Annotated in this window: 18 protein-coding genes; 7 read left to right on the forward strand and 11 right to left on the reverse strand. The window is 60.1% G+C overall.

The genetic code is table 11. The features are described 5' to 3' along the window. Positions 1-9: 9 nt before the first annotated feature. Together ACZZ0B_RS16340 and ACZZ0B_RS16345 are read right to left on the reverse strand one after the other, a co-directional pair. Positions 10-693, reverse strand: coding sequence for an isochorismatase family protein (locus tag ACZZ0B_RS16340; RefSeq protein ID WP_008084027.1), 684 nt, complete (start codon positions 691-693; stop codon positions 10-12). An 86-nt stretch (positions 694-779) separates the two neighbouring features. Beyond that, entirely contained in the window at positions 780-1646 is an 867-nt protein-coding gene (locus ACZZ0B_RS16345; protein ID WP_158834735.1) for a pirin family protein, read from the reverse strand. A gap of 104 nt (positions 1647-1750) precedes the next feature. Between ACZZ0B_RS16345 and ACZZ0B_RS16350 the strand changes: the two genes are divergently transcribed. Both ACZZ0B_RS16350 and dkgB read left to right on the forward strand, forming a co-directional pair. Further along, positions 1751-2659 (forward strand): LysR substrate-binding domain-containing protein, encoded by a 909-nt coding sequence (locus tag ACZZ0B_RS16350; protein ID WP_008084032.1) that lies wholly within the window; start codon positions 1751-1753, stop codon positions 2657-2659. A 245-nt stretch (positions 2660-2904) separates the two neighbouring features. Then, the gene (dkgB, locus tag ACZZ0B_RS16355) at positions 2905-3708 is read left to right on the forward strand and encodes a 2,5-didehydrogluconate reductase DkgB (RefSeq protein ID WP_440097029.1); all 804 of its coding nucleotides are present in this window, start codon (positions 2905-2907) and stop codon (positions 3706-3708) included. 4 nt (positions 3709-3712) lie between these two features. Here the strand turns inward: dkgB and ACZZ0B_RS16360 are convergent, their stop codons facing one another. From ACZZ0B_RS16360 to ACZZ0B_RS16395, 8 genes are all read right to left on the reverse strand, one after another. After that, complete coding sequence (locus ACZZ0B_RS16360; RefSeq protein WP_463545773.1) at positions 3713-6931, reverse strand: transporter substrate-binding domain-containing protein; 3219 nt, start codon at positions 6929-6931, stop codon at positions 3713-3715. Positions 6932-6940: 9 nt separating this feature from the next. Continuing rightward, complete coding sequence (locus tag ACZZ0B_RS16365) at positions 6941-7567, reverse strand: response regulator (protein WP_463545774.1); 627 nt, start codon at positions 7565-7567, stop codon at positions 6941-6943. A 134-nt stretch (positions 7568-7701) separates the two neighbouring features. Then, positions 7702-8142: a chemotaxis protein CheY gene (locus ACZZ0B_RS16370; protein ID WP_463545775.1), complete on the reverse strand. Its 441-nt coding sequence runs from the start codon at positions 8140-8142 to the stop codon at positions 7702-7704. Between the two features lie 178 nt (positions 8143-8320). After that, positions 8321-8710 (reverse strand): hypothetical protein, encoded by a 390-nt coding sequence (locus tag ACZZ0B_RS16375; RefSeq protein ID WP_008084041.1) that lies wholly within the window; start codon positions 8708-8710, stop codon positions 8321-8323. Positions 8711-8921: 211 nt separating this feature from the next. Continuing rightward, positions 8922-9638: an MgtC/SapB family protein gene (locus ACZZ0B_RS16380; protein WP_463545776.1), complete on the reverse strand. Its 717-nt coding sequence runs from the start codon at positions 9636-9638 to the stop codon at positions 8922-8924. A 150-nt stretch (positions 9639-9788) separates the two neighbouring features. Further along, positions 9789-12488: a magnesium-translocating P-type ATPase gene (gene mgtA, locus ACZZ0B_RS16385; protein ID WP_463545777.1), complete on the reverse strand. Its 2700-nt coding sequence runs from the start codon at positions 12486-12488 to the stop codon at positions 9789-9791. Between the two features lie 571 nt (positions 12489-13059). Continuing rightward, complete coding sequence (locus tag ACZZ0B_RS16390; protein ID WP_463545778.1) at positions 13060-14394, reverse strand: lysine N(6)-hydroxylase/L-ornithine N(5)-oxygenase family protein; 1335 nt, start codon at positions 14392-14394, stop codon at positions 13060-13062. A gap of 132 nt (positions 14395-14526) precedes the next feature. Next, positions 14527-15009, reverse strand: a complete 483-nt coding sequence (locus ACZZ0B_RS16395) for a sigma-70 family RNA polymerase sigma factor (protein WP_045123359.1) — start codon at positions 15007-15009, stop codon at positions 14527-14529. Between the two features lie 319 nt (positions 15010-15328). On the opposite strand from ACZZ0B_RS16395, the gene ACZZ0B_RS16400 reads away from it, so the two are divergent. The 3 genes from ACZZ0B_RS16400 to ACZZ0B_RS16410 are packed head-to-tail and all read left to right on the forward strand — an operon-like array spanning position 15329 to position 19877. Then, on the forward strand, positions 15329-16501 hold the full coding sequence (locus ACZZ0B_RS16400; RefSeq protein WP_463545779.1) for an efflux RND transporter periplasmic adaptor subunit: 1173 nt from the start codon (positions 15329-15331) through the stop codon (positions 16499-16501). Then, on the forward strand, positions 16502-18475 hold the full coding sequence (locus tag ACZZ0B_RS16405) for a MacB family efflux pump subunit (RefSeq protein ID WP_463545780.1): 1974 nt from the start codon (positions 16502-16504) through the stop codon (positions 18473-18475). Positions 18476-18482: 7 nt separating this feature from the next. Next, positions 18483-19877 (forward strand): efflux transporter outer membrane subunit, encoded by a 1395-nt coding sequence (locus ACZZ0B_RS16410; protein ID WP_463545781.1) that lies wholly within the window; start codon positions 18483-18485, stop codon positions 19875-19877. Between the two features lie 814 nt (positions 19878-20691). Here the strand turns inward: ACZZ0B_RS16410 and pvdP are convergent. Next, positions 20692-22311, reverse strand: coding sequence for a pyoverdine maturation tyrosinase PvdP (gene pvdP, locus ACZZ0B_RS16415; protein ID WP_008088625.1), 1620 nt, complete (start codon positions 22309-22311; stop codon positions 20692-20694). 252 nt (positions 22312-22563) lie between these two features. On the opposite strand from pvdP, the gene pvdM reads away from it, so the two are divergent. Beyond that, positions 22564-23934 (forward strand): pyoverdine-tailoring dipeptidase-like protein PvdM, encoded by a 1371-nt coding sequence (gene pvdM, locus ACZZ0B_RS16420; RefSeq protein ID WP_008088623.1) that lies wholly within the window; start codon positions 22564-22566, stop codon positions 23932-23934. Continuing rightward, positions 23931-25217: a pyoverdine-tailoring periplasmic protein PvdN gene (pvdN, locus tag ACZZ0B_RS16425; protein ID WP_463545782.1), complete on the forward strand. Its 1287-nt coding sequence runs from the start codon at positions 23931-23933 to the stop codon at positions 25215-25217. Before pvdM ends, pvdN begins: the two co-directional genes overlap by 4 nt. Positions 25218-25254 lie beyond the last annotated feature (37 nt).

The following is a 25254-nucleotide window of genomic DNA, read 5'->3' on the forward strand; positions in this document are numbered from 1 at the left end:
GAGACTCGATCAGCGCTGGGAATCCAGCACTTCGTGTTCGTTCGCGACTTGCTGAGCCTTGAGGTAGCTCTCGATCAGCAATTGATAATGCGGCATGGCCTGGGCGTAGACAGCCGCCCACTGCTCGGCATCGGGACGGTTCCACGAGCCTTGCAGCTCGGAAAGCGTAGCCATGATGTCGATCGGCACCACCCCGGCCTGGGCCAAACGGGCAACTGTCAGATCAGTGGCGAGTTTGGAATGATTGCCGGAGGCATCGACCACGGCGAACACTTTGTAGCCTTCATGCACAGCGGCGATCGACGGAAACGCCAGGCAGACGCTGGTCAGGGTGCCGGCGATCACCAGGGTTTTCTTGCCGGTGGCTTTGACTGCCGCGTGAAACTCCGGGTTATCCCACGCGTTGATTTCGCCCTTGCGCGCCACGTATTGCGCATGCGGCGCAGCTTCGTGTATTTCCGGAATCAACGGCCCGTTCGGCCCTTGCGGCACGGAGGCCGTGGTGATCACCGGCATCTTCAGCAGGGTCGCCGCTTTCGCCAGCGCTACGGCATTGGCGCGCAGTTGCGGCACGTCCATGTCTTTGACGATCTGGAACAGACCGCTCTGGTGGTCGATCAGCAGCATGGCTGCGTCACTGGCATCGATGGTCGGTTTCTGGCCGTCGAAGTTCGCTGCATTGACTGTGTTCATGTGCGTGTCCTCTTTTCTTTAGGCAACAGCCATCCCTGGCCTTCGAACCGGCCTACGCGTCCTGTGTAGAGCGGAGTGGTTGTGCGTTAAGCGTGCATCTGGCCGAAGCGGCCGGACTGGAAGTCGGCGAAGGCCTGGTGAATTTCCTGCTCGGTGTTCATCACGAACGGGCCGTGGCCGACGATTGGCTCATCGATTGGCTCGCCGCTGAGCAGCAACACCACTGCGTCCTGACTGGCTTCGAGGGTCAGTTGCTTGCCATCACGTTCGAATAACGCCAACTGCCCTTCGCGCACCGATTCCACACCGTTGACCTGCACCGAGCCTTTCAACACCACCAGCGCGGTGTTGCGGCCTTCGTGCAGATCCAGCGTCAGCAACTTGCCGGCGTTCAGGCGCAGATCCCACACGTCGATCGGCGTGAAGGTGCGCGACGGGCCGGTGTGGCCATCGAACTCACCGGCGATCAGGCGCAGGCTGCCGGCGTTGTCCTTGAGCGCAATGCTCGGGATGTCGCTGTCGAGAATGGTCTGGTAGCCCGGCGCGGCCATTTTGTCCTTGGCCGGCAGGTTGACCCACAGCTGCACCATTTCCAGTTTGCCGCCGGTTTTGGCGAAGTCATCCGAGTGAAACTCCTCGTGGAGGATCCCGGACGCCGCCGTCATCCATTGCACATCGCCCGGGCCGATGACGCCGCCACTGCCGGTCGAATCGCGGTGTTGCACTTCGCCGTCATAAACGATAGTCACAGTTTCGAAACCACGGTGCGGATGCTGACCAACGCCACGACGATCGGTGGTCGGCGTGAAATCGGCAGGGCCGGCGTGATCGAGCAGCAGGAACGGGCTGATGTGTTTGCCCAGGTTGTCGTAAGAAAACAGTGTGCGAACCGGGAAACCATCGCCGACCCAATGGCCGCGCGGGCTGGTGTAGATACCGATGATGTTTTTCATGGTTGTCTCCAATGGGGTGAGTGATGCGATGGATTAAGCTTAAATCCATGACCATTAATGCACTAGACTGCAAAAATCAGCCTTAGCGTTCTATCTGGAGAACGATGGTGGAAGACCTCAACACCCTTTATTACTTCACTCAAGTGGTCGAACACCACGGATTCGCCGCTGCTGGCCGTGCGCTGGACATGCCCAAATCGAAGCTCAGCCGACGAATTGCCGAGCTGGAAGAACGCCTCGGCGTACGCCTGCTGCACCGCACCAGCCGCCACTGCTCGCTGACTGAAATCGGTCAGGCCTATTACCAGCGTTGTTTGGCCATGCGCATCGAAGCCGAAAGCGCCGCCGAACTGATCGAACGCAACCGCTCCGAGCCGCAGGGGCTGGTGCGCCTGAGTTGCCCGACGGCGCTGCTCAACTCGTGGGTCGGGCCGATGCTCACCCGCTATATGCTCAAGTATCCGCTGGTGGAACTGTTCATCGAGAGCACCAATCGTCGCGTCGACCTGATTCACGAGGGTTTTGATATCGCCTTGCGCGTGCGCTTTCCGCCGCTGGAAAACACCGACATGGTCATGAAGGTGCTCGGCAACAGTATGCAATCGGTGGTCGGCAGTCCGCAGTTTGTCGAACGCCTGTCGTCACCGCCCTCGCCCGCTGACCTCAATGGTTTGCCGAGCCTACATTGGGGTGCGGCGCAGCGCGAGTATCAGTGGGAGTTGCTGGGGCCAAATGACAACACCGCGCTGATCCGGCACACGCCGCGCATGGTCACCGATGATTTGATCGCGTTGCGTCAGGCGGTGATTGCTGGCGTTGGCGTGGCGCATTTGCCGAGTGTGGTGGTGCGTGAGGACATTGCGGCGGGGCGTGTGGTGGAGTTGATTCCGGGGTGGGCGCCGAAATGTGGCGTGGTGCATGCGATCTTTCCGTCGCGGCGCGGATTGTTGCCGTCGGTGCGCACGTTGATTGATTTTCTCGGCGAGGAATTTGCGCACAGTGACATTGCCTGAATCGGTGGCGCGCCCATCGCTGGCAAGCCAGCTCCCACAGGATTTGGGGGTGAACACATCATTCATTACCAACATATATCCCTGTGGGAGCTGGCTTGCCAGCGATGAGACCAGTCCAGACAACACAGAATCCAGGATTGATTCATGACTTCTGCTCAATACTGCTTTGCCCCGGCAGCGGTTTTTCTCACGGATGCACACGCGGATACTCGAGCCCATTCCCACTGCAATCCCTGGAGTCTTTCATGCCTGTTCCCGCTTTCGGCCTCGGTACCTTTCGCCTGCAAGGCCAAGTGGTCATCGACTCGGTCAGCACCGCCCTTGAACTCGGCTACCGGGTCATCGACACCGCGCAAATCTACGAGAACGAAGCCGAGGTCGGCGAGGCCATCGCCGCCAGCGGCATCCCCCGCGAAGAACTGTTCATCACCAGCAAGATCTGGATCGCCAATTTCGCCAAAGACCGTCTGATCGACAGCCTCAAAGAGAGCCTGCAAAAGCTGCAGACCGACTACCTCGACCTGACACTGATTCACTGGCCATCGCCGGAAGAACAAGTGCCCGTCGAAGAATTCATGGGCGCCCTGCTGGAAGCCAAACGCATGGGCCTGACCCGGCAGATCGGTGTGTCCAACTTCACCATCGACCTGATGAAACAGGCGATCGCCGCCGTGGGCGCCGACAACATCGCTACCAACCAGATCGAACTGCACCCTTACTTGCAAAACCGCGCTGTGGCCGAGTTCGCCCAAAGCCAAGGCATTCAAATCACCTCGTACATGACCCTTGCCTACGGTGAAGTGTTGAAAGACCCGCTGATCCAGCAGATCGCCGAACGCCTGCACGCTACCCCGGCGCAAGTCACGCTGGCCTGGGCCATGCAACTGGGTTACGCGGTGATTCCGTCGTCGACCAAACGCGCCAACCTGCAAAGTAACCTGGGGGCCACCGCGCTGACCTTGAGCGATGCCGACATGGCGCAGATTGCCCAGCTGGAACGCGGCCATCGCCTGACCAGCCCGAAAGGCATCGCGCCGCATTGGGATTGATTGCTCAGGCCTGAAGACGTTGCGCGAGGACACTCATTGCCTCGCGTAACGCGCTGACGCTGGTGTCCAGCGCCACACTCCCGGCATCCGTGCAGGCGCGCTCCAGGTCGGTACATGCCGACACCAGCCGCGCCGCGCCGACCACCTGTGCGCCGCCCTTGATGTGGTGGGCCAGATCGCGCAACCTGGCGCGATCAAGGGCTTGCCCGAGGTCATCGAGCCGCCGCAGATCGCCGTGCAAACTGCTCAGCACCTCCTTGCGCAAGTGCTCGATGATCGCCGGGTCATCGCCGGCCAAATGCTCCAGCACACTCAGATCCAATTCTGCCAGCGACGGTTTTTCCAGGCGCGGGACGTCTTGTTCCTCATCACGCGCAGCGCTTAACGCCTGACTCAAGTCGTGCAGACGAATCGGCTTGAACAGGCAATCGTCCATGCCGGCCTCCAGGCAACGGACCTTTTCCTCGACCTGCGCATTGGCGGTAAAACCCAGGATCAGGCTACGTTGTGCACCTGCCAGCGCCTCGGCCTGACGAATCTCGCGGGCCAGTTCATAGCCATTGAGTCGCGGCATATTGCAATCGGTGATCAGCACATCGAATGACTGCTCGCGCCACAATGCCAGGCCCTGTTCACCGTCCTGACTGTCGACCGTGCGATGGCCCAGCTCACTCAGTTGCCAGCACAGCAACAAGCGGTTCACCGGATGATCGTCCACCACCAGAATATTCAGCGCCTGTGTTGCGACGGGTGTCAGTTGAACCACGGCATCCCCGGGTGCGAGCACTTCCAGCAATGGCAATTCGAGCCGCACGGTGACCTGTGTACCAAGGCCGGGCTGGCTGTGCAGTTGCAATTCGCCGCCCATCATTTCGCACAGGCTGCGGCTGATCACCAGGCCCAGCCCGGAGCCACTGCGCGCGGCGTGTGAATGGTTACTCGCCTGGACAAATGGGCTGAACAACCGCTGCAGGTCTTCGGCACTGATGCCAATGCCACTGTCTTCGATAATCAGGCTGACGGCCAGTTGCTCGGTGGTTATGCGGTTCACCTGCAGTTGCAGACTCACTTCGCCGGCCTCGGTAAATTTGATCGCGTTACTCAACAGGTTGGACAACACCTGCTTGAAGCGCGTTGAATCAACCAGCACGTCGACGTCACTGCGCGCATCCAGTTCGACGCGCCAGAGCAAACGTTTCTGCCGCGCCAGACCTTCAAAGACCCGGCACACCGACGCCACCTGATCGCGCAGATTGGCCCGTTCCGGGGCGAGCGATAAATGCCCGGACTCGATGCGCGCAATGTCGAGAATGTCGCCGATCAACGCCAGCAACTGCTGGCCCGCGCTGGAGGCGACTTGAATCGCCAGCCGATCGGTCACCCCCTCCTCCGCTCGCTTCAGCGCCAGTTCGAGCATGCCGATCAAGGCATTCATCGGCGTACGGATTTCATGGCTCATGGTGGCCAGAAAAGTGGTCTTTGCCCGATTGGCATCGTCGGCGGCGTCCTTCGCGTCCTGCAACTGACGCAACCACTGCTGGCGCTGGCTGATCTGCCGACGCTGAAAGCCGATCAAGCCCAGCGCCAGCAATAGCAAGACGGCAGCTGCGACAAAGCCCAGCAGAATCTCTGTGCGATGACGCTGCCAATAGCTGGCGTCGACCGCCAGATCATGGGTCCAGCGTCCAACCAGTTCGTCCATTTCCTGCGGAGCAATGCTCAGCAGCGCCTTGTTCAGAATCGAATGCAGTTCGGGCGCTTGCGGTGAGGTGGCCATGACGATTCTCGCCGGCTGATCACCCACGGTGGTGGCGATCCGCAAACGCTCGCGGTACTGGCGGGCAATCAGATAACGCGCGCCTACCAACGAACTCAAGGTCGCCTCCACTTGCCCCTTGCTGACCATCTCCATGCCGATCGCCGGACTTTTCACCTCGATCAGCGTGACCTCTGGCGCATGCTCGACGAGGTAAGCGCGTAGCGGATGCGCGCGATAGATCGCCAGACGCTGGCCGGCCAGATCGTCGAGGTTGCGCGGGCTGCCGTCAGTCATCGCAGTGACCAGCACAAACGGGTTGTTCAAATAGGCTCGGGTGAAATGCAACTCGTCTTCGCGTTCACGGCTGGGGGTGATGACCGGCAACACATCAAGCTCGCCTGCTGTGAGTTGCTCTATCTGCCGACTCAGCGAGCTGCCGCGAACGATCTCGAAGGTCAAACCGCTGCGCTGACTGATCAGGCTGAGCAATTGCGCCGCAAGTCCGCTGAGTCGGCCATCGGCATCAAAAAACGACAACGGTGCAAAATCTTCAATAGCGCCTACGCGCACCCGTGGATGTTGGTCCAGCCAGCGTTGTTCGCCAGCGCTCAGTGGCACCCGCGCGTGCTCGGCCATCTCGGCCCGGCCGGCACTCCAGCGCTGCTCGATGAGCTGGCGTTGGTCCATCGGGATGCTGGCCAAGGCTTTGTCGATGATCCGTTTCAAGCGCCCATCGGTGCGGCGCAAGGCAAACCCGAACGGATTGGCATCAAGCCCTGAAGGGCCGAGCAGTTGCACATCATTACGGTAGTTGGTGTTGATCAGGTAATTGGCGCTGATGAAGTCGCCCAGGTAGACATCATCCACCCCGAACGCCACGGCCCCGAGTGCATCCATGGCCGAGTGGTAGCGTTGAATATTGCTTTCGGGATAGAAGGCCTGCACCACCGACAGAGGCAAATAATCTTCGGCCATCGCCAGGCGCTTGCCGGCCAGATCGGACAGCGCCTGCTCACCGATGCGGGCCACCAACACCGGCTGGTCTTCGGCGTAGGCGCGGGACAGCATCAGTTCAGGGTCGGCGAGTTCAAAGTTGTTCGAGGTGCCGAGTACGTCAATCTCGCCACGTTTGAGCGCAGCAATCGCCGCCGTTCGGTCGGCGTAACGCCGCACCTCGATCCTGACATTCAGCAGTTGCGCGAGCAGATCAGCGTAATCGGCGCTGAGGCCTTCCAGTTGATGCTGGTTACGTGTCAGTTCAAAAGGCGGGTAATCCGGCCCGGAGACTCCCATGTACAGCACCGGATGTTTGCGCAACCAGTAGCGATCGGTGCCGTCCAGCCGCAGTTGGACATTTTCCAGACGGGTGCGGGTGAGAATCTCCAGCGATTTTGGTACAGCATCAGCCCAGGCCGTCAGCACGCTCGCCGACAACAGCATGAGACACCAGCGCCACCAGCCCATGCCGACCTCTCAGATCAAGTGATTGCGTCTGGCGAAATCACGCAGATGAACCGCCGAATTGACCCCCAGTTTGGCCATCAGGCGCGATTTATAGGTACTGACGGTCTTGTGACTGAGGTGCATGTCTTCGGCAATGGTTTTGTTCGGCTTGCCGGAGGCCAGTTGCACAAAAATATTCAGCTCACGGTTGGATAGCTGGTCGATCAGTTGCGTTTCTGAGCCCTGCAGTGTGTTCGAGGCATTCGCGTTGTCGGACAGTGCGGTGAAGTAGGTGTAACCGGACATCAGCGCCTGAATGGCTTTGTGCAATTGCTGCAAATGATTGGTCTTGGGCACGAAAGCCATGGCGCCGGCGCGCAGGCAACGTTCCTGGTAGAACGTGGCTTCGTACGAAGTGAAGATCAGAATCAGGCAGGTCAGGTCATTGGCTCTGATGCGCTCCATGACATCGAGTCCGTCAAGCATCGGCAGATTCAGATCCAGCACGACCAGTATTGGCTGATGCTCGCGCAGCAGTTGCACCACTTCGTTGCCGCTGGATGCCTCATGAATGACTTTGAAACCTTCCGCTTGCAGCACGATTCTGACCGCGGCGCGCACCACCGGATGATCGTCGACGATCAGCGCTGACTTCATGAACACTCCCTGTGAAAAGCATGACGATGACGATCTGATCCGTTGGTGTCGGATAGTGGGGTTACGCAGAGACTGTTGCACGGGCATCAAAGCGAATCTACCTGTCAGGTCTGACAGTTGTGGCTTGCGTGAATCTATGCTTGAGCGCGCCGCGACGGCACTGATTCCGCTGCCCAGGCCCGCTGCGCTGTCGCGGTGTGAGCGTCGACCGCTGCCATCAGCGCTTTGATTGTCTGCAGGCCAGGCAATGCGGCGTGAGTGATTTGCAGGTTTTCCTGGGCAAACCCCGGATTGGCCTGCAATGGCGCCGAAGGTTCGTTGTAGATCAGGGCGTGGCGAACGTGCGGGTTATCAAGGAAGAAGGCCAACAGATCCAGCGAACCGGCGGCCAGCTCGGCGTTGATGACCACCACGTCAAACGGTTCGCAGCCGTACTCGACCAGGGTCAATAACTCGAGAAGATTCTGTACCGGTGCAACCCGGTAGTAGTCGAGGCCATTGAACACGCGTTCGATTTTCATCCGGTGAAAATGCTGCGAGTCGGCAATCAGGATGCGCAGGGTTTTATTGATCATGGTCGATCTCCCGGTAGTAGCAGTTTCTGGGTGCGGCAAGACTACGCAACGCTCGCGGATCTTTATGTAGGACGTTTCTGAAGAAACCGGTCATTCATCCGGGGCCAGAACACGCAACGGCGGGACAGGCATTGTCGTTGACTGGCTGACTGCGGAACTGCAACCCGAAGGAAAACGCCTAGACATCCAACTGCTCCAGAAGGGAACCCAGCGATGAGCGATCCGCCGTCCGGATCAGATTCAACTGGCGTCGTTGACTCGCATAGATCGTCTCAGCGTGCGGCTGACCGCGCCGCGCATCGTGGATCACACCATGACGAATCTGCGCGTTGCTCTGGAAAAAACGTATCGGATCAACCCCCACGGCGGCCAGCAACTCACCATTGATGATCAGCAAATCAAACTGATCGAACGGCTCGTACGAGTACTGGGTCACGCTGAGCAGTTCCCGGAAGGAACACACTGCCGTGAGCGCTCGATAACCGAGTTCGTTCAGCGATTTACCGATTCTGTCTTGCAGAGACGGTTGCTCTTCGGCAATCAGGATTCGCCAACACTTGTAGGACATTTTCTTTCACGGCTATGGGAAAAGTTACGGTTCATCACACTAAGCAAAAGCAAGCGCGGGGCATGTAGGACGATTCTGATAAAGAGACAGAAAGGTCTCGAAACCCCAAAAGAAAAAAAGCCACGCCGGACAACCCGACGTGGCTTTTTGATGGACTCACAACGGCGTTAACCCAAGGTCTCGCCGAACGTTTGCTCTGTTTTGCGCAGGCTTATTCCGTGGTACTCGGACTCCAGAACGCCTGCACCACCAACGCCGAAGTGGAGATTCGCGCGACCAATGCATCCAGTTCATCACCGTCAACCGAGGTGGTGGCCAGTGTCGCTTCAATCTCGATTTCATCCGCGCCAAACGCATGCACATCGACATCGCTGGCCGGGTAGTTGCTGCGTTCCAGTTCGGCTTCCAGCAGAGCGAACACCGCTTTCTGCTGCGAGCGTCGAGCGATGACGTAGACGATGTTGGTGACCTCCGCCGAGACCACGTCCAATGGCTGGCGGTTGATGTTGTTGACGATCGGCCGCAGCAAGGTATTGGCGGCGAGGATGAACAGCGTGCCGAGTATCGCTTCGGCGAGCAGGTCGGCGCCGGCACAGGCGCCGACCGCAGCAGACGTCCACAGGGTCGCGGCGGTGTTGAGGCCGCGCACATTGCCCTCTTCGCGCATGATCACCCCGGCGCCGAGAAAGCCGATGCCGGAGACCACGTAGGCAACCACGCGCACCGCGCCTTCTGCACCGGCGAGACGGTTGGCCATGTCGACGAAGATCGCCGCACCGACCGCCACCAGCACGTTGGTGCGCAGACCGGCGGTGCGTTGCCGGTATTGGCGCTCGAAACCGATCAGGCCGCCGAGGATGAAAGCGGCGCTGAGGCTGACGAGGGTGTCGAGCAGCGAATCGAGGTTGAGGTTGTTGATGGCTTGCATCGTCATCTCCCTGAAAAAACACAAACCCCCTTGTGGGGCCTGCTTGAAACGAGCCCTGTAGGAGCTGCCGAAGGCTGCGATCTTTTGCTGTTGCCTTTTAAAAACAAGATCAAAAGATCGCAGCCTGCGGCAGCTCCTACAGGGGCAGCATTATTGCCAGCCGAAGCGGCGGATGTAGAAGCCTTTCACCGCCTGGGTCAGCGCCATGTACGCCAGCAGGATCACCGGCAGGAACACGAAGTACAGCGACGGCAGCGCCTGCAATTTGAAGTAGTGCGCCAGCGGCCCCATCGGCAGGAAAATGCCGACCGCCATGATGATCCCGGTCATCACCAGCAGCGGCATGGCTGCGCGGCTTTGCAGGAACGGAATCTTCGGCGTGCGGATCATGTGCACGATCAGCGTCTGGGTCAGCAACCCGACCACGAACCAGCCGGACTGGAACAGGGTCTGGTGATCCGGGGTGTTGGCATCGAAGACGTACCACATCAAGGCGAACGTGGTGATGTCGAAGATCGAACTGATCGGGCCGAAAAACAGCATGAAGCGCCCGACGTCGCCCGGTTGCCAGCGTTGTGGTTTTTTCAGCATTTCCTCGTCGACGTTATCGAATGGAATGGCGATCTGCGAAATGTCGTAGAGCAGGTTCTGCACCAACAGATGCATCGGCAGCATTGGCAGGAACGGAATGAACGCGCTCGCCACCAGCACCGAGAACACGTTGCCGAAGTTGGAGCTGGCGGTCATCTTGATGTACTTGAGCATGTTGGCGAAGGTGCGCCGCCCTTCGAGTACGCCCTCCTCCAGCACCATCAGGCTCTTTTCCAGAAGGATGATGTCCGCCGCTTCCTTGGCGATGTCTACCGCGCTGTCCACGGAAATACCAATGTCGGCGGTGCGCAGCGCTGGCGCGTCGTTGATGCCGTCGCCCATGAACCCGACGACGTGGCCATTGCCTTTGAGGATGCGCACGATGCGCTCCTTGTGCGACGGCGTCAGTTTGGCGAAGACGTTGGTGGTCTCTACGGCCACCGCCAGTTCGGCATCGCTCATGCGCTCGACGTCGTTGCCCAGCAGCAAGCCTTGTTGCGCGAGGCCGACTTCACGGCAGATCTTCGCCGTCACCAGCTCGTTGTCGCCGGTCAGCACTTTCACCGCCACGCCGTGTTCGGCCAAGGCTTTGAGCGCTGGCGCAGTGCTTTCTTTCGGTGGATCGAGGAACGCCACATAACCAATCAGCGTCAGTTCCTGTTCATCCGCCAGGCTGTAAATCTCACGACCTTCGGGCATCGAGCGAGCGGCCACGGCCACCACGCGCAAGCCTTCAGCGTTGAATGCTGCGGTGACCTGACGAATCCGGCTCAGCAATTCATCGCTCAAGGCTTCATCGACCTCGCCGTGACGCACGCGGCTGCACACCGCCAACACTTCTTCCACCGCACCTTTGCAGATCAATTGATGCGGCTGGCCACGGCCTTCGACCACCACCGACATGCGCCGACGATTGAAGTCGAACGGGATCTCATCGACCTTGCGAAACGCCGTGCCGACTTTCAGTTCACGGTGGATTTCCACGTGCTCCAGCACCGCGACATCGAGCAGGTTTTTCAGGCCGGTCTGGTAGTAGCTGTTGAGGTAAGCCATCTCCAGCACGTCATCGGAATCGGCGCCCCACACGTCGACATTGCGCGCAAGGAAGATCTTGTCCTGAGTCAGGGTGCCGGTCTTGTCGGTGCACAGCACGTCCATGGCGCCGAAGTTCTGGATCGCATCAAGACGTTTGACGATGACCTTTTTACGCGACAGAAACACCGCGCCTTTAGCCAGCGTCGAGGTGACGATCATCGGCAGCATTTCCGGGGTCAGGCCGACGGCAATTGACAGCGCGAAAAGCAGCGCTTCAGTCCAGTCGCCCTTGGTGAAGCCGTTGATGAACAGCACCAGCGGCGCCATGACGAACATGAAACGGATCAACAGCCAGCTGACTTTGTTGACGCCTTGCTGGAACGAAGTCACTGCGCGATCGGTTGCGCCGACACGCTGGGCCAGCGCGCCGAAATAGGTGCTATTGCCGGTGGTCAGGATCACCGCCACCGCTGTTCCCGACACCACGTTGGTGCCCATGAACAGGATGTTTTCCAGCTCCAGCGGATTGCGCGTGTCGCGATCAGCCTGACGCGGGAATTTTTCCACCGGCATCGATTCGCCAGTCATCGCTGCCTGACTGACGAACAGATCCTTGGCGCTGAGCACGCGGCAATCGGCCGGAATCATGTCACCGGCCGAGAGCACGATCAGATCGCCCGGTACCAATTGTTTGATCGGCAGTTCGCTGCGCGGTGCGTCTCGGCGCATCACTGTGGCGGTGTTGCTGACCATGGCTTTCAGTGCGTCGGCGGCCTGGTTGGATTTGCTTTCCTGCCAGAAGCGCAGCAGCGTCGACAGTACCACCATGGAGAAAATCACCACGGCAGCCTTGAGGTCTTCGGTCAGCCACGAGATCACCGCCAACAACGTCAGCAGCAAGTTGAACGGGTTTTTGTAGCAGTGCCACAGGTGAGTCCACCATGGCAGCGGCTGCTCGTGCTCGACCTCGTTGAGGCCGTACTGCGCACGCAGTGCATCGACTTCGAAGTCGGTCAGGCCATCGGAGTGCGTGCCCAATGACGACAGCAACACACCGTTGTCGCAATGCGCGGCATCGACCAGGGTGTTGGCCAGAGTGGGTGGGACTTCACGGCTGACCGTGGTGTCGTTGATCGATTCCAGCAGCGCCAGGCGACGGAAGTGCCGGGCGATGTGGCGGGTCCGCAGAAAACCTGCGAAAAATTCCTTGAGCGTAAGTTTCATGGCTGTTGCCCCTATGGTCAGCCGGGAAACCGTCAAGCAGGTACGGCCGCGCCTCGTCCGCCGGAAAAACCGGCACGGCAAGGCCTGGCGCGCCGGTCAGGAAAGACAGGCGTGTCGATAGGGCTGCGATGACGACGATAAAGTCGACATCACGCTCTGTTCAGCGTCGATGAGAAGGAACGTCCAGACATGACCCAGGACGGGACATGCACGGGATGCCGCTGCTCGCTTTTACGGCGAGACAACGACAGAGAAAGTCTGCGTTATCTTGCCGAGAATCTGCCGGTTACCGAGACCGGCCGACAACTGTCACTCGAACAAGTACCCACTGTGGGTCTCCGCTATTGATGAAAACGCGCGAAGCTTACGCCCCGATGTCTGGAGAGTAAACCCGCAAAAGGAGGTGTGTCGGGGAATGTGGCGGGTGTTCAGGAAGGGTTCAGGATTGTGAAACTCTGGTGTTTTCGAAAGCCCCATCGCGAGCAGGCTCACTCCTACATTGGTCCTGCGTACACAGAACATTGTAGGAGTGAGCCTGCTCGCGATAGCGGTGTATCAGGCGCCGCTGATCTTAGCTGGCGGTTGCCAACAACAGATCTGCCATCGAACGATGCCCGCGATTCTTGCCATGCTCATACAGCGAGCCGGCAATCTCGTCCGCGCGAATTGGCAACACCGACAGCAACGTATCGCTCAAACCATGGCTGGCCTGGCAGAAGCCCTGCATGTAGATGCCGGCCTTGCAGCGTTCGTCGGTGATCACTTTGTAGTTGCGATCAACCTCGAAATCGCCCAGGTACTCTTCCAGCGGCGCCAGCAGTTTGCGGTGCATCTGCCGCTCGTAACCGGTGGCCAGTACCACCGCATCGTAGTTGCGCACGGTGACTTCGCCGGTGGCATTGTTGCGCACGGCCAGTTCGATACCGTTTTCGGTCGCGGTAGCACTCTCGACAGTGGTCAATGTGCGGAACGCGTGACGGGCAATCCCGGAAACTTTCTGACGGTAGAAGATGCCGTAGATGCGTTCGATCAGATCGATGTCGACCACCGAGTAGTTGGTGTTGTGGTACTCGTTGACCAGCCGCTCACGCTCCGCGCTGTTCTGCTGGAACACCAGATCGGTGAACTCCGGCGAGAACACTTCGTTGACGAACGGGCTGTCGTCCGCAGGTTTGAGTGCCGAACCGCGCAGGATCATGTCGACCTGCACCGACGGGAACGAATCGTTCAGGTCGATGAACGCTTCCGCCGCGCTCTGCCCGCCACCGATGATCGCAATGCTCATCGGCTGATTGTTCACGCACGGCTGCTTGGCCATTTGCGACAAATACTGCGAGTGGTGGAACACACGGGTGTCGCCCTTCAGCGCCTTGAACGCCTCGGGAATACGTGGCGTGCCGCCGGCGCTGACCACCACCGAACGAGTGGTGCGTACATGCTGCAGGCCGTGACTGTCGCGGGAAATGACGCGCAGTGCTTCAACCTGCTGATTGTGCAGCACCGGCTCGATGGTCAGCACTTCTTCGCCGTAGCGGCTCTGCGCGGTGAACTGCCCGGCGACCCAGCGCAGGTAGTCGTTGTACTCCATGCGGCACGGATAGAAGGTGCCGAGGTTGATGAAGTCGACCAGACGGCCGTGGTACTTCAGATAGTTGACGAACGAGTACGGGCTGGTCGGATTGCGCAGGGTCACCAGATCCTTGAGGAAGGAAATCTGCAACTCGCTCTGCGTCGACAGGGTGTTGCCGTGCCAGCTGTAGTCAGCCTGCTTGTCGAGGAACAGCACATCCAGCTCACCCTGGGTCGGCCCGCGCTCTTGCAGAGCGATGGCCAGCGCCAGGTTCGAAGGGCCGAAACCGACGCCGATCAGGTCGTGAACGATGGGCGATGCAATTGCCTGTGTCATTTCCAGTGTCCTCTGGATGAACCCCTCAACCGTGGGGATAAAGCCTGGGTGACCTGACCGGCCCGGAGCAGGACAGCAGATCGTCTGTTGAGTAGGAACGAGGACGGTGAAAAAAAATTTACTGAGGAGGGATCAATGGGTGTCCCATTGCTTGATGCGTACCCGGCAATGTTTCATGGCATTGACGATGTGCTTTTCCACCAGCGCTTTGGAAATGCCCAGGCTTGCGGCGATCTCATTGTGGGACAGGCCTTCGATCTTGCGCAGCAGAAAGCTTTCGCGGCACAGCGGCGATAATTCGGCCAGCGCGCGCTGGAGCATCTCCAGGCGTTGACCGTGATCGAGGGTGCCATGGGGCGACGGGGTGAAATAGCGCTCTTCGTTGTCGAGCACTTCCAGCGATTCGACCTGGCGCGACGCATTGCGACGATGGTCGTCGATGACCAGATTCAATGCCGTGCGATAAAGAAATGCCCGGGGCTGCTCGATCGGCGTCTCGCTGGAGCGCTCGAGTACGCGCAAATAGGCGTCATGCACCACATCCTCGGCAACCTGACGGTTGCCCAGCTTGGCGTTCAGGAAACACACCAGCTCGCGATAGTAGTTTTCCAACATGACTCCCGGCCGCAGCAGTGCGGTTTCGATCCTTGAGCCACACCCGCCACCGTCAAAACGACAGTGGCACGATGCTGGCAATTTCAGATGCGTAATTTATAGTAATTCTCATATAGATTTAAAGCGCTGTTTCGATTTGCCCGACAAATTGTTAGCGCCTATACCTGTTACCGCGTTTTTCAGCGCTTAAATTACCCGTCACGTCTCTCGTTTAAAGGACAGTTCCCCGTATCTGTCGCCTCCTGCGCCAGCGTTCGGTCGTGGCCCCTGTGCGGTGCCGACTGGATGACGGGTCGATTTCCACTGGCCGGAACCCTGCATGAAACGTCCCCGCCCCGCCCGACGCGCCCTGCTCGTAGCCCTTTGTCTGATTCCCGTTGTCGCTGTAGCCGCGTGGCAGATCCTGCCGCCCGGCCGGGACAAGTTCGCCACCGTGCAAGTCAGTCGCGGCGACATTGAAAGCAGCGTCACCGCGCTGGGCACCTTGCAGCCAAGGCGCTACGTGGATGTCGGTGCGCAGGCTTCCGGTCAGATCCGCAAAATCCACGTGGAAGTCGGCGACGTGGTCAAACAGGGACAATTGCTGGTCGAAATCGATCCATCAACGCAAAAGGCCAAACTCGACGCCAGTCAGTTCTCGATCGAAAACCTCAAGGCGCAGTTGCAGGAACAACAGGCGCAGCACGAATTGGCGCGACAGAAGTACCAACGTCAGCAGAACCTCGCGGCCGGCGGCGCCACTCGCGAAGAAGACGTGCAGACTGCGCGCGCCGAACTCAAGGCAACCCAGGCCCGCATCGACATGTTCCGCGCGCAGATTCGTCAGGCTGAAGCGAGCCTGCGCAGCGATCAGGCCGAACTCGGCTACACGCGCATTTATGCGCCGATGGAAGGCACCGTGGTCGCGCTCGATGCCCGCGAAGGCCAGACCCTCAATGCCCAGCAACAGACGCCACTGATTCTGCGCATTGCCAAACTGTCACCAATGACGGTCTGGGCCGAAGTCTCCGAGGCTGATATCGGCCACGTCAAACCCGGCATGACCGCCTACTTCACCACCCTCAGCGGCGGCCAGCGCCGCTGGAGCAGCAGCGTGCGGCAGATTCTGCCCGTGCCGCCCAAGCCGCTGGACCAGACCAGTCAAGGTGGCGGCAGCCCCACCAGCAGCACTAAAAGCGGCGCCGGCCGGGTCGTGCTCTATACCGTGCTGCTGGACGTCGACAACGCCGACAACGCACTGATGGCGGAAATGACCACCCAGGTATTTTTCGTCGCCAACCAGGCCAAAGACGTCCTCACCGCACCGATTGCCGCTTTGCAGAGCAACACCCAGCCAGGCCACCGCATCGTCCGGGTCGTGGCGCAGAACGGTGATATTCAGCAGCGCGATGTGCGCACCGGCATCAGCGACCGTATGAAAGTCCAGATTCTCGACGGCCTCAGCGAAGGCGATCATCTGTTGATCGGCCCGGCCGATGGCAGTGGAGGCTAAATGCAAACGCCTCTGATCGACCTGCAGGACATCCGCAAATCCTATGGCGGTGACGATGCCCCTGAAGTCCATGTGCTGCGTGGCATCGACTTGTCGATCCACGCCGGCGAGTTCGTAGCGATTGTCGGCGCTTCGGGCTCCGGTAAATCGACGCTGATGAATATTCTCGGTTGTCTCGACCGCCCGACATCCGGCGAATACCGCTTCGCCGGAGAAAACGTCGCCGGCCTCGACAGCGATGAACTGGCCTGGTTACGCCGCGAAGCCTTTGGTTTTGTGTTCCAGGGCTATCACCTGATCCCTTCCGGCTCCGCTCAGGAAAACGTCGAAATGCCGGCGATCTATGCAGGCACTCCAGCCGCCGAGCGTCATGCCCGCGCCGCCGCCCTGCTCGACCGTCTAGGCCTCGCCGAACGCACCGGCAACCGTCCGCATCAACTCTCCGGCGGCCAGCAACAGCGGGTGTCGATTGCCCGTGCCTTGATGAATGGCGGCCATATCATTCTCGCCGATGAACCGACCGGCGCCCTCGACAGCCACAGCGGCAAGGAAGTCATGGCGCTGCTCGATGAGCTGGCAAGCCAGGGCCACGTGGTTATTCTCATCACCCACGACCGCGAAGTGGCCGCACGCGCCAAGCGCATCATCGAAATCAGCGACGGCCTGATCATCAGCGACAATGCCCACGAGAACCCGAGCGCACAAAACAGCGCCACTGCCGGTGCCCTGCAAGCGGTTGATCTGCGCAAACGCCTGAGTGAAGGCGCCGAGGCCACCGGCGCCTGGAAAGGTGAGCTGGTCGATGCCGTGCATGCCGCCTGGCGCGTCATGTGGATCAACCGTTTCCGCACCGCGCTGACGCTGCTGGGCATCATCATCGGCGTGGCGTCGGTGGTGGTCATGCTGGCGGTTGGCGAAGGCAGCAAGCGTCAGGTCATGGCACAAATGGGCGCCTTCGGCTCGAACATCATTTACCTCAGCGGCGCTGCGCCCAACCCGCGAACGCCACCGGGCATTGTCACACTGGACGAAGTCGCGGCGCTCGCGAGCCTGCCACAGATCAACCGCATCATGCCGGTCAATGGTGCCGAAGCCGGAGTGCGCTTCGGCAATCTCGACCACATGAGCTACATCGGTGGCAATGACACCAACTTCCCGGCCATTTTCAACTGGCCGGTGGTCGAAGGCAGCTATTTCACCCAGGCCGACGAAGCCAACGGCGCAGCGGTAGCCGTGATCGGCAAGAAGGTTCGTGACAAGTTGTTCAAGGACGTCGCCAACCCCATCGGCCAGTACATCCTGATCGAGAACGTGCCGTTTCAAGTGGTTGGCGTTCTGGAAGGCAAAGGCGCGAGCTCCGGCGACCAGGACAGCGACAATCGCATCGCCATCCCCTACTCCGCCGCCAGCGTTCGCCTGTTCGGAACGCACAACCCCGAATACGTGGTGATCGCCGCCGCCGATGCGCGCAAGGTGCACGAAACCGAAAAAGCCATCGAACAGTTGATGCTGCAACTGCACAACGGCAAGCGTGATTTCGAGCTGACCAACAACGCCGCCATGATCCAGGCCGAGGCACGCACACAGAACACCCTGTCGCTGATGCTCGGTTCGATTGCCGCCATCTCGCTGCTGGTCGGCGGTATCGGAGTGATGAACATCATGCTCATGACAGTGCGCGAACGCACCCGTGAAATCGGCATCCGCATGGCTACCGGCGCCCGTCAACGTGACATCCTGCGGCAGTTTCTCACCGAAGCAGTGATGCTCTCGGTGGTCGGCGGGATCGCCGGGATTGCCCTCGCTTTGCTCGTCGGCGGCGTGCTGATACTCAGCGAAGTCGCGGTGGCGTTCTCACTCATGGCTGTCGTTGGCGCCTTCGCCTGCGCCCTCGTCACCGGGGTGGTTTTCGGCTTCATGCCGGCCCGTAAAGCTGCCCGGCTCGACCCGGTCACGGCCCTTACCAGTGAATGATCGATCTATGAAACCGCAACTGAGCCTGTTGACCCTTTGCCTGCTGTTGAGCGCCTGTGGCACCTCCGCCCCGCGCCCGGACAGCGCCATTGTCGCCCCGCCGAGCTGGCAGTCGCCGAGTGTGCAAAACGCGACGCGGGACAATCAGCAATGGTGGACCCACTTCGCCAGCCCCCAACTGGCCGGGCTGATTGAACAGGCGCAAGTCGGCAGCCATGACCTCGCCGCCGCCATCGCCCGTGTACGTCAGGCCAGAGCCGCGACGGTGGTTGCCGGCGGTTCACAATTGCCGGAGATCACGGCCGGCCTCAATGCCAATCGCCAGAAACTGCTGCGGGGCAGCGGCTATAGCCAATTGGATGCCGACAGCAGCAACAAGGCTGTGGATTATTTTGATGCCAACCTTAGCGCCAGTTACGAAATCGACTTTTGGGGCGGCCAGTCGGCAACCCGCGAAAGCGCCCGGCAAAGCCTGCGCGCCAGTCAATTCGATCAGGCCACCGTTGAGCTGACCTTGCTCAGCGATGTTGCCAATCGCTACACCCAGGCGCTTTCGCTGCAGGAACAAAATCGTATTGCCGGGCTCAATCTGGCCAATGCCGAGAATGTCCTGCAACTGGTGCAGACGCGCTTCAATGCCGGGTCCGCCACGGCACTGGAACTGGCCCAGCAGAAAAGCCTGGTGGCCGCACAACAGCGCCAACTGCCAACCGTGCAGCAACAGGCGCAGGACGCACGTATCGCTTTGGCCGCGTTACTTGGCCGGTCGATTCAGGATCTGCCTGCCAGCCTGGAAACCTTCGATCAGTTGCAGTGGCCGCAGATCGCTGCCGGCGTACCCAGCGACCTGCTGACCCGCCGCCCGGACATCGCCCGCGCCGAAGCGCAACTGGCTGCTGCTCAGGCCGATGTGGCCGTGGCGCGTGCTGCGATGCTGCCCAAGGTCACCCTGAGCGCCCAACTCGGCTCAGGCTCTAATCAGTTCGATGATTTACTGCGCAGTCCATTCTACAACCTGACTGCCGGGCTACTGGCGCCAGTCTTCAACAACGGCCGCCTGGCTGCCGAACGCGACAAGGCCACGGCGCGCCAGGAAGAACTGCTGGAAACCTATCGCGGGGCGATCATCAACGGCTTCGCCGATGTCGAGAAAGCCCTGAACAGCATTCGCGGCCTCGACGAACAACGCCAGTGGCAAAGCGAAGAACTGAACCAGGCACAAACCGCTTTCAACATTTCCCAGAGCCGCTACCAGGCCGGCGCCGAAGACCTGCTGACCGTCCTGGAAACACAGCGCACCCTGTATGCCGCACAGGACCTGAATGTTCAACTGCGGCTGGCGCGGATGCAGGCAAGCATTGCCCTGTACAAAGCCTTGGGTGGCGGGTGGCAGACTCTGTAAACAACCGCCCCGCCAACCGCCATCGCGAGCAGGCTCGCTCCTGCAGGGAACTGCAGGAAGTGGTCAAACTGTGGGAGCTGGCTTGCCAGCGATAGCCGGGTGTCAGGCGACATCAATGCGGAATGTGCCGGCACCATCGCTGGCAAGCCAGCTCCCACAGGGCATCGCATTCCACGGTCAAAATGTAGGAGTGAGCCTGCTCGCGATGAGGCCGGCACATGCAAAGTCTCAGCGCCTGACCCACCGTCATCGCGAGCAGGCTCGCTCCTACAGGGACGCGCATTTCAACTGCAGGAACGTGGTCAAACTGTGGGGGCTGGCTTGCCAGCGATAGCCGGGTGTCAGGCGACATCAATGCGGAATGTGCCGGCACCATCGCTGGCAAGCCAGCTCCCACAGGGCATCGCATTCCACGGTCAAAATGTAGGAGTGAGCCCGCTCGCGATGAGGCCGGCACATGCAAAGTCTCAGCGCCTGACCCAACGCCATCGCGAGCAGGCTCGCTCCTACAGGGACGCGCATTTCAACTGCAGGAACGCGGTCAAACTGTTGGATCTGGCTTGCCAGCGATAGCCGGGTGTCAGGCGACATCAATGCGGAATGTGCCGGCACCATCGCTGGCAAGCCAGCTCCCACAGGGCATCGCATTCCACGGTCAAATTGTAGGAGTGAGCCTGCTCGCGATAAGGCCGGCACATGCAAAATCTCAGCGTCTGACCCACCGCCATCCCGAGCAGACTCGCTCCTGCAGGAACCGCATTTCAACTGCAGGAACGCGGTCAAACTGTGCTCGCGAAAGACGCTGATGCGCCACTCAGGCCTGGGTTTTTTTGGCTTTCAAATGGCGCGCATACCATGGCCGTTGCGGCACGCGGCGAAACAGCCCGGCGAGTTTCTTCTCGTCGTTGATGAAGGTGATGCGCAGCGCCAGCTTCATGGTTTCCGGGTCCATTTCCACCGACTTTCCCACCTGCAACCCCGGCGTGGTGCTGCAGCCGTGAGTAGTCGGCCCCAGCCAGGGGTCATCGACCTCGTTCCAGCGCCCTGGTGCAAACCATTGCACGCCATTGACCACCTGGCGGGTGACTTCGCCCGGATGGAAACGCTCGTGCGCGCGAAACCAGTCTTCGATGCGGTCATCGATCCAGCCGTGAAAATGCCAGAACACCGGATTGACGTGGGATGAAAACGGATCACCGAGAAAGTCGTTTTCCGCCGCGTACCAACGCGCAGCGAAATCCGCCGGGTCGCGGGCAAACGGCACCGGCTGGCCGTTGGACGGATCACGCGGCACCGAGGCCCAGCGCATGTGCAACCAGTCGTGCAGGCCCAGCTCCACTTCAGAACCGAACTGGCCCAGAGTCAGTTTGGCCAGATAGGCTGGATCGCGGTACTGCGACTCCCACACCTGGAAGTTGCTTTCGTAGGTTTCTGCGGTCTTGATGTCGCTGACCCACTGGCTGTACTCGCCATCACCATCGGCCAGCCAGGTTGGCGGCAGCGCCGTTCCGTCGTGGTTGTCGAAGTAATTGGCGAAACCGACACGATCGCGGATCAATTCCGGCTGCGGCAGCGGAAAGTATTGCCACGACGGCAGGTCCTGCATCGAGCGCGCCGTACCGAGCATGTGGCGGTGCATGAAGAAGAAGTCGACACCGGAACCGTTGCGGTCCTTGCGGTCACCCCGGGCATCACGCTCCTTGTCGCGTGGGCCGGGTTGCCAGCCGATGCCGCGCAAGGCATTGCGCTTGTCTTCATCAAGGGTGTGCCACTTGTCACGGGTAGCATGCCAGACCTGGTGAAACAGCCGATGCTCGGGCGCAATCAGCCAGGCCAGCAACGTCGGGTGCAGCGGCGTGGTCTGTCGCGCTTCCGGAAACATCCGTTTGACCGCGATAAACCGGTTGTCCTGAGCCAACAGCGCCAAGGGCCGGTCGAGACGCAAAGCGCGTCCGCTCAGCGTGCCGCTGCCGGCATTGCCAAAATCGGCCCAGACCTCATCGAGGACCATTTCCAGCTCATAGTCGATCTGCCCCTTGGCACCGATCAGGCGCCAGCTCAGTTTCGCCGCATTGGCTGCGGCGAGGTCGCCGACAATTCGGTAACGCGGTGTTTCACCGGAGCGCAATCGTTGCGGCGTATCGAGAAAACCACAGACCCCACGGCCCTTCTGGCCGATGTCGAGAAACACCTGCAGACCGCTCGCCGGCAGTCCATCCAGACCGGCGTCACGACCTTCAAAACGGATATCCCAGACACCGCGCAATTTGTTTGCCAGACGTTGTCCGGCGACGTCGGCGACGTCAAACGACGCTTCGCCGGGGGTGATCGTCGGGTCCGGCTTCGTCCATTCACGATGCCCAAAATAAGCCGCAGGCACAGCAGCGCCAGTCAGCGCCAGGCCTGCCATGAACCATCGTCGAGAAATCTTCATTGCCCTACCTGTGTCAGCCATGAAGCAGGCTTTATCCAAGCTAGAACGTTTGCTGGGTGGGTAAATTTATGTGGCTTTGCAAAGATCGCCGCCTTCGCCGACTCCTGCATGCAATAGATGCCCCGGCATGTGCCGTCGAAGGCGGCGATCTTTTAGCCCGGCAACCTAAATTCCACGGCCAATCACTCGTTCTTTCCAGATAGCAATGGCCTCTGCGCCAGCACCTCGACGGCGAACCTGACTGAGATGGCAATGACAAAACCACGTTCGAAAAAGGCTCTTTTGATTGGCCTGCCGCTGGCCTTGGCGATCAGCGCCGGCGCAGGCTTCGCAGCCTGGGATTACTGGTTCAGGGACAACCCCGGTTATCCGGTCAAAGTCATGGAACAGGCGCGCGAGCTGCATGAGCGGATGCTCTCTTTCGACAGCCACATCACCGTGCTGCAGGATTTCGGTACCCAGGGCAATGAAGCCGACAAGGACGGTGCCGGGCAATTCGACCTGATCAAGGCCAATCGCGGCCAACTGTCCGGCGCTGCACTGACGATTTTCGGCTGGCCAGAACTGTGGAACGGCGCCAACGCGCCGCACAAGCCCACCGCCGGTTTCGTTGACGAGGCGCGTAATCAGCAGGAAATCCGCTACAAAATCATCTCCGGCATGGTCCGCGACTTCCCCAATCAAGTGGGCATCGCCTACACCCCGGACGACTTCCGCCGTCTGCACGGTGAAGGCAAGTTCGCCATTTTCATCAGCATGCTCAACGCCTATCCACTGGGCCATGACCTGAACCTGCTGGACCTGTGGACAGCGCGCGGCATGCGCATGTTTGGCTTCAGCTACATCGGCAACAACGACTGGGCCGATTCGTCGCGCCCATTGCCGTTCTTCAATGATTCGCCGGACGCGCTCGACGGTCTTTCAGAACTCGGCAAACAAGCGGTAAAGCGCCTCAATGATCTGGGGGTGATCATCGACGTTTCACAAATGTCGACCAAGGCTCTGGAGCAAGTCGCGCAATTGAGCCGCACGCCGATGGTAGCGTCCCATTCCGCCCCCCGTGCGATGGTCGATATCCCGCGCAACCTCAGTGACAAAGAGCTGCAACTGATCAAGAACAGTGGTGGTGTGGTTCAGGTTGTCGGCTTCTCGCAATACCTGCGACCGTTGACCCAGACCACACAGGACAAGCTCAATGAGTTGCGCAAGGGCTTCGACCTGCCTCCACTGCCCAATCTTGCCGTGGCGCTGATGCCAGGCGACCCGATCATCGCCGCCTGGCCCGAGGCCAAGTTCGGCCAGTACGCCAGCCGCCTCTACGCGATCCTCGACGAAGAGCCCAAGGCCACGCTCAAGGATTACGGCGACGCCATCGACTACACCGTGCGCAAGATCGGCATCGACCATGTCGGTATCAGCTCCGACTTCAACGAAGGCGGCGGCGTTAAAGGCTGGGAAAACGTCGGCGACATTCGCAACGTCACCGCCGAACTGATCTCGCGCGGCTACTCCGAAGCCGACATCGCCAAACTCTGGGGCGGCAACTTCCTGCGCGTCTGGGATCAGGTGCAGAAAGCCGCCCGCCCCGCACTGATTTCACAGCAGGACAAGAGCAAGCCATGAGTGATCGTCGTACGTTTCTCAAACAGGCCGGAATTCTCGCCGCCGGCCTGCCGCTGACCTCCGGGCTGACCTACGCCGCCACCCCAGCCACCGCGGCAGCGCCAACGGCCTCTGGCGACAAATGGACGCAACTGCGCCAATTGTTCGATCAGGATCCGGACTGCCTGCACTTCTCCAACTTCCTGATCACTTCGCACCCGAAGCCGGTGCGCGAGGCCATCGAGAGGCACCGCGCGGCCCTCGACAAGAATCCGGGGCTGGCGATGGATTGGGACTTGGGCGTCATTGAACAACGTGAGGAAGAAGTGCGCGTCTGGGCCGGTCGCTATCTGCAGGCCGATGCCAAACAGATCGCCCTTACCGGCAGCACCACCGAAGGCCTGACGATGATTTACGGCGGCGCCCATGTGCGCGCGAATCAGGAAGTCCTCACCACGTATCACGAGCATTACGCGACCCACAACATTCTTGCCCTGCGCACCCAGCGCGAGGGGACCAAGGTGCGCAAAATTCGCTTATTCAAGGACCCACAGACCGCGACCAAAGCTGAAATCCTCGCCGCCATCGACAGCAACATCCGCCCTGAAACCCGCGTACTGGGCATGTGCTGGGTGCATTCGGGCAGCGGCATGAAACTGCCGATTGCCGACATCGGCGCGCTGGTCGACAAGCACAACCGCGGTCGCAGCGACGACAACCGCATCATTTATGTGGTCGATGGCGTGCATGGGTTTGGTGTCGACGACCTGAGCTTCCCGGCGATGAACTGCGACTTCTTTATTGCCGGCACACACAAATGGATGTTCGGCCCACGTGGCACCGGCATCGTTTGCAGCCGTAGCAGCGAGGTCAAATACGTCACGCCGATCACGCCGACCTTCTCTGAAGCAACGGCGTTTTCCACCACCATGACGCCCGGCGGCTACCACTCTTTCGAGTACCGCTGGGCCCTGACTGAAGCGTTCAAATTGCACCTGCAACTGGGCAAGGCCGACGTTCAGGCGCGCATCCACGGCTTGAACAGCTACCTGAAAAAACGCCTTCAGGAACACCCGCAGATCGAACTGGTCACGCCACTGAGCCCGGAACTGTCCGCCGGTTTTACCTTCTTCCGGGTCAAGGGCAGGGACTGCGACAAGATCGCCGCCTACCTCATGCAAAACCGGGTGATCGCCGATGCCGTCGAACGCGACGTCGGGCCGGTGATCCGTAGCGCCCCGGGCCTGCTCAACAACGAACAGGAAATCGACCGTTTCATGGCCGTGCTCGTTACCCAGTTGTAAGCACCGCGAACCTCTTTCCACCTGTTATCGAGAGAAA

The sequence above is a fragment of the Pseudomonas sp. AC247 genome, from assembly GCF_979258015.1.